Source organism: Kamptonema animale CS-326 (assembly GCF_028330895.1).
GTDB classification, from domain to species: domain Bacteria; phylum Cyanobacteriota; class Cyanobacteriia; order Cyanobacteriales; family Microcoleaceae; genus Kamptonema; species Kamptonema formosum.
The window spans coordinates 1-9,851 of sequence record NZ_JAQMUA010000393.1 but is presented as its reverse complement, the minus strand read 5'-3'; the positions used below and the strand labels follow the sequence as shown (position 1 = coordinate 9,851).

The 9,851-nt window shown below is 43.1% G+C and carries 12 protein-coding genes and 1 CRISPR repeat array; of the genes, 5 read left to right on the top strand and 7 right to left on the bottom strand.

Annotation, left to right across the window (positions count from 1 at the left end):
- Positions 1-99: 99 nt before the first annotated feature.
- The 4 genes from PN499_RS23105 to def all read right to left on the bottom strand — a co-directional run bounded on the left by PN499_RS23105 (position 100) and on the right by def (position 3,622).
- The gene (locus PN499_RS23105) at positions 100-894 is read right to left on the bottom strand and encodes a Uma2 family endonuclease (protein ID WP_272034995.1); all 795 of its coding nucleotides are present in this window, start codon (positions 892-894) and stop codon (positions 100-102) included.
- Positions 895-1,121: 227 nt separating this feature from the next.
- A complete protein-coding gene (locus PN499_RS23100; RefSeq protein ID WP_272034994.1) occupies positions 1,122-2,441 on the bottom strand; it encodes a PrsW family glutamic-type intramembrane protease in 1,320 nt (439 codons plus the stop codon).
- Between the two features lie 417 nt (positions 2,442-2,858).
- Positions 2,859-3,062: a hypothetical protein gene (locus PN499_RS23095; RefSeq protein WP_272034996.1), complete on the bottom strand. Its 204-nt coding sequence runs from the start codon at positions 3,060-3,062 to the stop codon at positions 2,859-2,861.
- Positions 3,062-3,622: a peptide deformylase gene (def, locus tag PN499_RS23090; protein ID WP_007357012.1), complete on the bottom strand. Its 561-nt coding sequence runs from the start codon at positions 3,620-3,622 to the stop codon at positions 3,062-3,064. The genes PN499_RS23095 and def overlap by 1 nt, the downstream gene beginning before the upstream one ends.
- Positions 3,623-3,708: 86 nt before the next feature.
- Between def and PN499_RS23085 the strand changes: the two genes are divergently transcribed.
- Positions 3,709-4,227, top strand: coding sequence for a DUF1648 domain-containing protein (locus tag PN499_RS23085; RefSeq protein ID WP_272034991.1), 519 nt, complete (start codon positions 3,709-3,711; stop codon positions 4,225-4,227).
- A gap of 137 nt (positions 4,228-4,364) precedes the next feature.
- Entirely contained in the window at positions 4,365-6,128 is a 1,764-nt protein-coding gene (locus tag PN499_RS23080; RefSeq protein ID WP_272034989.1) for an ABC-ATPase domain-containing protein, read from the top strand.
- A gap of 98 nt (positions 6,129-6,226) precedes the next feature.
- Here the strand turns inward: PN499_RS23080 and PN499_RS23075 are convergent, their stop codons facing one another.
- The 3 genes from PN499_RS23075 to PN499_RS23065 all read right to left on the bottom strand — a co-directional run bounded on the left by PN499_RS23075 (position 6,227) and on the right by PN499_RS23065 (position 7,507).
- Positions 6,227-6,595, bottom strand: a complete 369-nt coding sequence (locus tag PN499_RS23075) for an aspartyl protease (RefSeq protein WP_272034988.1) — start codon at positions 6,593-6,595, stop codon at positions 6,227-6,229.
- Positions 6,592-6,909 carry a hypothetical protein gene (locus PN499_RS23070; RefSeq protein ID WP_272034986.1) on the bottom strand — a complete coding sequence of 106 codons (318 nt, stop codon included), beginning with the start codon at positions 6,907-6,909 and terminating at the stop codon, positions 6,592-6,594. The genes PN499_RS23075 and PN499_RS23070 overlap by 4 nt, the downstream gene beginning before the upstream one ends.
- 262 nt (positions 6,910-7,171) lie before the next feature.
- On the bottom strand, positions 7,172-7,507 hold the full coding sequence (locus PN499_RS23065) for a ribbon-helix-helix domain-containing protein (RefSeq protein WP_272034984.1): 336 nt from the start codon (positions 7,505-7,507) through the stop codon (positions 7,172-7,174).
- A 93-nt stretch (positions 7,508-7,600) separates the two neighbouring features.
- Here PN499_RS23065 and PN499_RS23060 point away from each other — a divergent pair, with 93 nt between their 5' ends.
- The 3 genes from PN499_RS23060 to PN499_RS23050 all read left to right on the top strand — a co-directional run bounded on the left by PN499_RS23060 (position 7,601) and on the right by PN499_RS23050 (position 9,170).
- The gene (locus PN499_RS23060; RefSeq protein ID WP_272034982.1) at positions 7,601-7,828 is read left to right on the top strand and encodes a hypothetical protein; all 228 of its coding nucleotides are present in this window, start codon (positions 7,601-7,603) and stop codon (positions 7,826-7,828) included.
- Positions 7,829-7,984: 156 nt separating this feature from the next.
- Positions 7,985-8,500, top strand: coding sequence for an HNH endonuclease (locus tag PN499_RS23055; RefSeq protein ID WP_272034980.1), 516 nt, complete (start codon positions 7,985-7,987; stop codon positions 8,498-8,500).
- Between the two features lie 271 nt (positions 8,501-8,771).
- Positions 8,772-9,170 carry an alr0857 family protein gene (locus tag PN499_RS23050; protein ID WP_272034979.1) on the top strand — a complete coding sequence of 133 codons (399 nt, stop codon included), beginning with the start codon at positions 8,772-8,774 and terminating at the stop codon, positions 9,168-9,170.
- A gap of 312 nt (positions 9,171-9,482) precedes the next feature.
- A CRISPR array of direct repeats spans positions 9,483-9,822; the repeat unit is 37 nt; unit sequence GCCGCAATTAAACTAAATCCCTATTAGGGATTGAAAC.
- Between the last annotated feature and the right edge of the window lie 29 nt (positions 9,823-9,851).

Below are 9,851 nucleotides of genomic sequence, written 5' to 3'. Positions count from 1 at the left end.
CCCCCCCCCCCCCCCACCCTACGTTTAATTATGTCCGACTACTTATAATAGGTAAGGGATAAATCGCAAGTTAGCTAATTATCCCTTACCTATTTTACCTTAAACTAAACTGTCAGGATCGATACCGAGGGAACGCAGTTGTTGAGCTAATATTTCTGCTCTATTGCGCTCTACTTCTGCTTGTTGTTGAGCCGCCTCTGCTTGCTGTTGAGCCGCTTGCAACTGTTCTTTGGTTAACAAATCTTTCTCCATTGACCAAAGTAACATATTTCCCTCAGCATCCCACCAGCGAAGCCAAAAGGCGTTAAGATCGAATCTTGTTCCTTGCCAAACTCCCAGAAATAATCCCAAATCAGCAAACCAATAACGGTTTTCCTCATTAGGATTTTGTAGTTCGTAAATTCCTGAAGTTAAATGATAAACTTCTAAATCTCCTGTTTCTGGATCGAAAATTACATAAACTGGGACTTCTAAAATTCGTTCGTAGAACCACCACTTACCATAGGGATAAGTGCGTTTTACCGAATATTCGCCTCCATCAGTATGTGATAGAAATTCCATCACAATTGCGACCTTTTGTCCCTCAGCATTAGGCGTATAACTTCTGCGAATTTTTCCAGAAGTTAGGGGTGGAACATTGGGAACGTAAACCCAATCAGGGGCCTTTACTACGGTTTTACCATTGACGGTAGCACAAATGCCGAAGTTAGTAGCAATCAACATTGACTCAGTAGTAAGTCCTGCTACTCCTAAGCTTTCTTTTAAGGCAATTGCTAATTCTGGCTGAATAATGTTGTCCACAGGATCGTCTGGTAAGGGAAAATCTGGGGGTAATTTTTCCCAAGTAATAGTATACTCGGTTTTTAATGCTGGTTTCGTTGGTGTGACAGTCATGGTTTATTCCTCGTTATTTTTTCATTAGTTATTTTTCATTAAAGAATGTAACTTTGACTCCTATTATTTTAGACTATATTGGTGATTTTAAGTAGAAGGAAGAAGGAAGAACGATTTAGTTATCTAGGAGAGGAGGAAGAATGTTTATACACTCAGCTTTTTAGCCATCCTTATCTTATGTTTAATTAAGTGGATTTACTTATTATCCCATTTTCCATTATTTTCTCCTATTTGGCAAGCCTAGTTGCAAAGTTTTGATCGCGGTTGGGAGAAAGCGCTCGTGCTTTCAAAATTGCTGCGGCTAAAAACATATAAGAAACCACGCCTACTAATGCCAATAATAACACGCTTACCGTTCCTGAAGCATTCCATAAAGCGTGAAGTGCTGACGCACTGAAGTAGCCAACACCTAAAATTTGCCAGCGCTTTCTAGGTTTTAAAACGCTCAATCCGATAAAATATCCTAGATAGCCACTGTAGGCCATGTGTCCAGCTACGGAGCCTAAAATCCGGGGAATTAGCAATTGTAAACCTACTAATTGACCTGCATCTGCTCCCCCTTGCAGGGTAGCGTTTTGAATAATATTAGGAACGTATTGCCCCAGTGTTTCTAGTAAAGTAAATCCCACCGCTGAGGCAGATCCTAATAAAATTCCGTCTAAAGGTTCCCAGACACCTATTCGTTCTCGCCAAGGCGATCGCAGACAATTTCCTAATAGTAATGCTCCTAATACTGGCAGAGCTTTTAGCAATTCTTCCATCAATCCTGCCCCGAAAAACATTCGGATTAGGAGACTAAAAAATCCTATTTCTTCGCCCTCGATTGGCAATTGACCAGGTAAGATAGCGCGAAATACTACTAAGAAACCTATTAGTAGAGGACTTACCAAAATCAGGACTGTAGCTAAGGCCGAACCAAATAATACCCACCAAGGTTTACGTTTACCGCAGAGTTGATATACAAAGTAGTAAGCTGCACTGGCAAGATAAGCAGCTAGTAGCAGGTTAAATGCGGCTGAATTGCCGACGGCCCCAAACATTAAGACTACAAAAACTACTGTGGCGGTACCGGGATATAAATAAGCTTTTTGAGTTAAATGTTTTCCTGTTGAGGCAATAGGAAATAGTTGGGTTAATGTGATATAATCTTTTTCTGGAACAGGGGAAAGGCTGGTAGTTCCTGATGCTGCTACTGCCTGCTTTTCTGGGGGTACTAGAGGAGATTCAAAGATAAATTCAGGGCCATTTTCACCAAGAGTAATGGTATCTCCGGGTTCTAAAATTTTGCAATCTTGCAATTTTCTACCATTTACATAAGTGCCATTAGCACTATTGAGATCGCAAACTTCCCAGCGGGGAAAACCACTGTTAGCTAGAGGACGGACTATTGCGTGGCGGCGGGAAACCATGCCATAAATGTTTGAATCTAAGGCTATTTGACAGTTAGGTTCTCGTCCGATCGCAACTTCCTGAGTTTCAGAAAGCTGATGTTTTGGCAGTTGCGGGCTAAGAACGCCCTTAGCAGGCAATTGTAACAGAAATCCCATTAGATTTTTATAATTGCTAATTGCTGATTGCTAATTGCTAATTGCTAACTTGTACCTATAATAACAGCCAGGGGTTGAAACCCCTGTCTCATAGCTAAAGTCCTCGCTTAGTGGACTAAAAACCTTTTTATTTCAGCTTTTCAGTCGGTTTTAACCGACTTTAGCTATTAGATGGGGGTTAAAACCCCCGGCGGGTTAAAGAAAATGATACAAGATATCGGCATTAACCGGAATTGATAAGCTGTTCGACATTTAAAATAGTATTGTAGGGTGCGTCAGTACGGAGCGTTTCCCGTGTAAGCGTAAGTGTTCGCTTCTAACGCACCCTACTTGCTTCGTTAGTCGTTTAAATGCGTAAAAGCTTATTAGCTATTAGCAATTAGCCATTAGTAATTAGCCATTAGCAATTAGTCATTTCTATTGATTTGCGTTGTTAGCATCCTGAACGGCTGCATAAAATAACAACCCTGTCAGTGGTATGCTGAGAGCTAAGATAATGCCAGTTACTAAACTACCAAGTTGGGGAGTTCCTGAAGATAACTCAAAAATTGAGCCGACAGCGGCGATCGCAGTTATACAGGAACCAGCCAACAACAAAGAACTTTTGGGTGTTCCTGCCATCATATAGATTTAACCGCCTTTGGTGAAAACTTGTGCTTGACTAATTCATCGGTAAGTGCGAGTTTATTTTCGACGCGATCGACAAATAACACGCCGTTGAGATGATCCATTTCGTGTTGAATGGCGCGGGATAATAGTTCTGTAGCTTTCAATGTTTGAGGCCGGCCGTATTCATCCCGATAGAATACTTCTATGGCTTCTGGGCGTTTGACTTCTAGGTACACGCCGGGAATGCTGAGACACCCTTCTTGGAAAACGCAGACTTCGCCGCTATATTTCTTGATGCTGGGGTTGATCAATACTAAGGGTGGGTTAGCAGCGTTGTCGGGTTCGCAGTCAACGACAATTACTTGTTTTTGGACTGCGACTTGGGGGGCGGCTAAACCGATCCCTTCGGCGCTGTACATAGTTTGCAGCATTTCGCGGACTAGCTGCCGAATTTCTGCATCAACGCTAGCGACCCGCTTTGCTGGCTGCCGCAGGGCGCGATCGCCCAAGGTATGTATTGTTAGAGGCGGCTTTTCTAACTTTTTCTTTTCAACTAAAACCTCGGAAGTCATCGCATCTTCTCTCGCAATTAGGGTTAAATTTTAAACAATAGCCTGATCTTCAATCTTAATGGATCTTAATGGATATCTGACGATTTATGACTAAGCGCTCTCGAAACTCCCAACCTGTTCTCAGCATTCCGCGATCGCCTCTGGAATTAGGCCTGGAGGTGGTGGCGGTTGCGGGTATTCTATGGGGTTGCTGGATTATTGTTCAGTCTTGGGATGGTTTAGGCGATCGCATTCCCGTACATTTTGGCTTTTCTGGGCAGCCTGATGCTTGGGGCAACAAAGCAGCGATCTGGATTTTACCCGCTGTAGCTGTTGTTTTTGATGTGATGTGGGCAGTGATGGCAAATTATCCCCATACTTTCAATTATCCTGTGGCAATTACGGAGGAGAATGCGCGGGTGCAATATCACTTAGCGCGATTGCTTTTGGGGTGGTTGAAAGTAGAAATGATCTGGTTATTGATGTGGATTTTGTGGCAGCAAATTCAAGTTAGTTTAGGTAAAGAGGAAATGGTGAGTGTGGGATTTATCTTAGGAACAATAATAGTTTTTTTGGGAACAGTTGCAGTATATTTTCGTAAGGCTTTAGCGATGGCTAGGGGCTAGGGGCTAGGGAAAGAAGGGGAAGAAGGGAAAGAACGGAAGGAAAAAAGGAAATAGAATCAGCGAGTTTGGTGGAACTCAGAACGTCTTAACTGCCAAGAGATGGCTCTAACACCCAATAATTAAAAATAACTAAAAAAATGAAAAACAAAGAAGACCTAAAGCGGTATTTATTACAACTTGACAATCGTAGCTACAAAGCCTATAAAGACATTCAAGGTAGCTATGATTTTTCTGACTTTACTCTAATTATCGACTACGTTCAAGGCGATCCCTTCGCATCTCCCAGTAAATTTCGAGTCCAAATACCCCAAAACATTGCTAAATTTCCTCCCGAACTCTACATTACACCCAGCAGAGAAATCGCATTTAGAGATTATTTAACCCGCCAATTTGATAAGATTGCTGGTACTGTTAGCGGTCGTCGCGGTACTGGCAAAAGCGGATTAATTGCTATTACTAAAATTGGACAAGAAGTTTTAGAAAGAACTTCAGTTTTTATTGACAATCAAATAGTAGAATTGCGCTTTGTTGTCGGATTGCCAGCCGGAGGCAGGAGCATTTTAGGTCGTCAAGCTGCTGAAATGATTTGTGAAGATATCCCCTACATTGTTAGCAAATCTCTCAAATATTCAGCACTGAATCCCGCTGAATGTCTTCGTCATGTTGAAACTGTAGAAGATGCTGAATGGCTGCGTCAACAATTACCTGAAAAGGGATTAGTTGCTTTTGTTGCTGATGGTGCAATTTTGCCTCGTCGCACTGGTGTTGATGACCGTCCTCTATTAGATAATGCCATCGCTTTTAAGTCGCCGCCATCCTTAGCAGTTGAGTTTAATTGTCCAAATCGTGGTAAAATTACAGGCATGGGTATCCCTGCTGGGGTAACTTTAATTGTCGGCGGTGGCTATCATGGCAAATCTACTTTACTGCGGGCCATTGAGTTAGGTGTTTACAATCATATCCCTGGAGACGGACGCGAATTTGTCGTTACCAATCCGGCGGCAGTGAAAATTAGAGCTGAAGATGGTAGAAGTGTAATAGGTGTGGATATTTCGCCTTTTATTAACCAGTTACCTCAAGGTCGATCTACTACCCAATTTTCTACAGAAAATGCTAGCGGGAGTACCTCACAAGCTGCTAATATTATCGAGGCTTTGGAGGCGGGAATTGTTAGGAAAAAGCGAGAGGAAAACTTAGTAGCTAGTCTCTCGTCAGTGCCAGTTTTATTAGTAGATGAAGATACAGCGGCGACTAACTTTATGATTCGCGATCGCAGAATGCAGGAACTAATCGCCAAAGATAAGGAACCGATTACACCATTTATCGATAAAGTCAAGCAATTATACCAGGATTATGCAGTTTCCACAATCTTAGTGATGGGGGGAAGTGGCGATTATTTCGATGTGGCGGATACTGCGATCGCGATGGATAACTTTCAAGCCTATAATGTCACAGAAAAGGCTAAGGAAATCGCGATCGCTTACTCCACAAGTCGCACCGCTGAAGGTGGGGAACATTTTGGCAAAATTACTCAGCGAGTACCAATTCCCGCTAGTCTCGATCCTAGTCGCGGTAGGCGAGACGTGCGAGTTAAGGTTCGGGATGTGGATGAGGTGGCTTTTGGGAGTGAGGATATTGATTTAGCGGCTGTTGAACAAATTGTCGATAGCGGACAATTGAGAGCGATCGCAGCGGCGATGGTTTATGCTAAGCAGGAATATATGGATGGAAAGCGGACTTTATCAGAAATACTCGATCGCGTGATGGCCGATATTCAATCTCAGGGTATGGACATTTTATCACCTTTCCCCCAAGGAGATTTTGCCATGTTCCGGCGGCATGAATTAGCAGCAGCCATTAATCGCCTTCGGAGTTTATCAGTTGTTGCTGAAACGCGGTAAAATAAACTGATAATAATTTATAATGTGGCGGTTGAAACCGCTACTACACAAACGAAGTCCGCCTACGCGGACTAAAGGTATTTACAGTTAACAGTTACTTAACCTAAAGTCAGTAATTGGGAGGGGAAATCTACCTCTAACCGCATAGTTTGAAGCCATTGCAAACCCATCAAAGTTTCTGGCAATTCGTCCCCAACGTGAACAGGAATTGTAAACTCTTGTCCGTCAAATATGACAGTACCCGCATAAATATCGAAAAATTGCTCTCCTCTCGCCGTATCCATCGCTCGTCCAAGTTCAATAACAGGCCAAGCAAATGCTTCTAAGTCTTGGAAATTAATCGCCAGCCAGCCACTCGTGAAGCCTGTATCTAGTAGCGCATCAACTTGAAATTCTTCTCCATCGGCAGCAATCAAATCTATTTGAAAAAATAGCTCTCCAATCTCGCCAAATCTGCCTGAAATCATATTTTACCACAGGTTCCAGTTTCATTTAGACGAAAAATGCCAAGCCAGCCAGAAGGGTATTTTTGACGAGCTTTTTGGATTGCTACTCCTTCATCTGGGTCGATGAAATAGTCGCCGCTGTTCACCTCAATAATAATAAACCAGTTGTAATGGTCAGCTATCAATCCCGGCTTAACTCGGTCAAGAATTTCACGATGTTGCCGATAGAGGACTTCTCTTTCAGCTTTACGTTGAGCAATTTTTTCTGGCGGCCACTGAATTTCTGGAAATATGCGACCGCGACGTATAGGGCGAGTATTAGATGTTTGAGTCATAATCTAGATTTACCCGTTTAACTAAATCATATTTTACCACAGGCTCCAGTTTCATTTAAACGAAAAACACTAACTCTACTACTAAGATATTTCAGAGGAGCTTTTTCGACTAGCAATTAGCAATTAGCAATTAGCAATTACCAATTAGCAATTAGCAATTACCAATTACCAATTACCAATTACCAATTACCAATTCTATTAATAATTCTGTCTCGTTCCCAGGCTAAAATCTAGGAACGAGAACACAAAAGAATACAAAAACTTAGCCGGCCAAACTCCTCATACTCAGCGGTACCATCTCTCCGTGGGCCGTCAGGCCTAATAACATGGGCTCGTTAGGTCGAATAATCTCTCCAGTGAGCACGCAACGCTGTTCCTGCTCTGCTGTCGCATTAAAGCTTGCTCGAATATCCGATCGCGAAAACTGGGGTCGAAAATCTCCAGATTTTTGTTGTACGAAATTCCAGAGGAGATCTCGAATCAAAGCTTGATAGCCTTGATTGCCCGCAATCTCCTTCAACCTCTCCTTCAGCTCTCTTTCTAGGCGGATGCTGGTCACTTCCATGTCTGTGGTAGAAGTTCTAGGAATGGTGTACATATTTTTTTCCTCAAATGGGTGGACATATCTGTAATATCAGTGTAGTATGTTTACAGCCAGATTTAAAGCCCTCTTTTAACTTTTTGCCTTCCTGTGAACCTACCTACCTCCTCAACCTATCGACCTAACACCAATCGCCTCAGCGGTGGTGCTGGTGGCTCGTGGTGCGTCTCGCACGCGAGTTTTGCAGGCAAACGCCTGTTTAGAGGAGGTTATAGTGAGTTAGGAGTGGCCCAAGAGATTAATACAGATTTGGATCGTGGCGATTTGCCAGTCGCAGGGACGCATAGGACTCGACAAGCGGGAGGTATAGCAAGATAGCCGTACCTAATATAGGAGAAAAAAATGTGCTTAGTAGCAGTTTTTTAAGCCCCCGCTTCTGATAAGAGAAGTGGGGGTTTATGATTTGAGATTTTGGATTTGCGATCGGGGATTGGAATCAAAACAAAATTGAAATATTGACAGGAGGAGTGAGCCATGACATTTGCGACAGATGTATTAAGGCAATCCGTAGTAGTGTTTTCGAGGAATTATTTGCCGATGAGCCGCATTAATATTAAGCGGGCGATCGCGCTTTTGGTGGCTGGTAAGGCTGAACCTCTGGATTTTGCTACGGGTAATGGTTGGATCGTGCGATCGCCTAGTTTTGCCATCTGTGTACCGGAACAAATTCGCTTGACTTTTACAAGCAATGAACGGATTTGGAAGGTACCGCCGGTCAATCGCCGGGAAGTGTTGCGACGTGACAGCCACTCCTGTCAATACTGCGGTAGCAATAAGCGTTTGACGCTGGATCACGTTATGCCAAGGGCTCAGGGGGGGGCCCACACTTGGGACAACATCGTGACTGCTTGCGAAAAGTGCAATTCTATCAAGGGCGATCGCACTCCCTTACAAGCAGGAATGCCTTTGCGAACTAAGCCGAAGGCTCCCATGCACCCCGCTGTTGCTTTTGCCGAAGTATTTTGGCACGAACATCAGATTGGGGAATAGGTAATTGGTAATTGGTAATTGGTAATTGGTAATGGCTAATGGCTAATGGCTAATTGCTAATTGCTAATTGGTAATGGCTAATTGCTAATTGCTAATTGCTAATTGGTAATTGCGAACTAAGGGTTATGAGTTTTGAGTGAAAATTTCAATCACATAACTTCAAACTTCCCAATTACCAATTACCTATTCCCCATAAACAATCTCGAATCAACAGTTAACAGTTAACAGTTAACAGTTAACAATTTAACAAGGAAAATTTTGGGCGGTCAGTATGCTGAAGTTGACTTATACTGAAACGGGCTTTAACTTAGAGCGTTTGGCTCAATCCCCTGAACAGTTAGTGGCGCTGCGGGTGATTTTGGCTATGCGAGTTGGCCAAAGTGTCTGCGTCGAGCCGAGCACTGCGGCATTTTTGCTGCCCGCGAATTTGTCGGCTTTGTCTCTGTTGGAGACGGAGGTACGGCGGGATCGGAGTGATGCGATCGCTCTTTGTGTGGCTGATGCTGAGTATGTTGAGGTTAATCTGCGCGGTACTTGGCTGTCGGTGGATGCTGAGGGCGCTGATGGCATATTTATGACTGTTTTGAGCGATCGCGCGGAGTTTTTGCTGCTGAAACTTTGGCACGAAGCCCAAGCGGGTGCTTCTGTAGTTAAGGAAGTCGGCGATTAATATAGTTGTGGGGGCGGCTGGTTAGTCGCCCTTTTACTGTTATCGGTGCTGATTGGGAGTTTTTGCGGGAATCGGTAGGTGTAATTTTTGAGGTGTAAATTTTTTCGGCTGTATGGTTTGAGGGGTAAGGGTTTGAGGGCGATCGCTTTAAAAATCGATTCCCGCAAAGTCTGAAATGCTTGCAGGGATTGGATTTGAAGGAAATTTTATTTTTGCCTCTTGACAAGTTGAAGTCTGGAATGGTACTTTAATTTTAGTTTCCCGCAACTGCACCTTGAAAATTAAATACAGTAAGGGTTTCAAAACCAGGCGGCCGCAATTAAACTAAATCCCTATTAGGGATTGAAACTCACAGTTATATTGATCGAAAAACAATCCCCAAAAGAGCCGCAATTAAACTAAATCCCTATTAGGGATTGAAACATTTGCTGTTCTGCGATCGCATCTTCTAAAGATTTATGTCCCGCTGCGCCGCAATTAAACTAAATCCCTATTAGGGATTGAAACAAATACTTTTCCCAAGTTAGGGCAAGAAGAGTTTGAGCCGCAATTAAACTAAATCCCTATTAGGGATTGAAACCCAAATCTTACGGGATTGGCGGCGGCGGCATAAGAGCCGCAATTAAACTAAATCCCTATTAGGGATTGAAACTGACAGTAGTTTGCAAATAATCCACAGTG

What these genes read in the sequence shown, in the direction of transcription:
- PN499_RS23105 (WP_272034995.1), bottom strand. Translation starts at nt 894, where the DNA reads ATGACTGTCACACCAACGAAACCAGCATTAAAAACCGAGTATACTATT.
- PN499_RS23100 (WP_272034994.1), bottom strand. Translation starts at nt 2,441, where the DNA reads ATGGGATTTCTGTTACAATTGCCTGCTAAGGGCGTTCTTAGCCCGCAA.
- PN499_RS23095 (WP_272034996.1), bottom strand. Translation starts at nt 3,062, where the DNA reads ATGGCAGGAACACCCAAAAGTTCTTTGTTGTTGGCTGGTTCCTGTATA.
- def (WP_007357012.1), bottom strand. Translation starts at nt 3,622, where the DNA reads ATGACTTCCGAGGTTTTAGTTGAAAAGAAAAAGTTAGAAAAGCCGCCT.
- PN499_RS23085 (WP_272034991.1), top strand. Translation starts at nt 3,709, where the DNA reads ATGACTAAGCGCTCTCGAAACTCCCAACCTGTTCTCAGCATTCCGCGA.
- PN499_RS23080 (WP_272034989.1), top strand. Translation starts at nt 4,365, where the DNA reads ATGAAAAACAAAGAAGACCTAAAGCGGTATTTATTACAACTTGACAAT.
- PN499_RS23075 (WP_272034988.1), bottom strand. Translation starts at nt 6,595, where the DNA reads ATGATTTCAGGCAGATTTGGCGAGATTGGAGAGCTATTTTTTCAAATA.
- PN499_RS23070 (WP_272034986.1), bottom strand. Translation starts at nt 6,909, where the DNA reads ATGACTCAAACATCTAATACTCGCCCTATACGTCGCGGTCGCATATTT.
- PN499_RS23065 (WP_272034984.1), bottom strand. Translation starts at nt 7,507, where the DNA reads ATGTACACCATTCCTAGAACTTCTACCACAGACATGGAAGTGACCAGC.
- PN499_RS23055 (WP_272034980.1), top strand. Translation starts at nt 7,985, where the DNA reads ATGACATTTGCGACAGATGTATTAAGGCAATCCGTAGTAGTGTTTTCG.
- PN499_RS23050 (WP_272034979.1), top strand. Translation starts at nt 8,772, where the DNA reads ATGCTGAAGTTGACTTATACTGAAACGGGCTTTAACTTAGAGCGTTTG.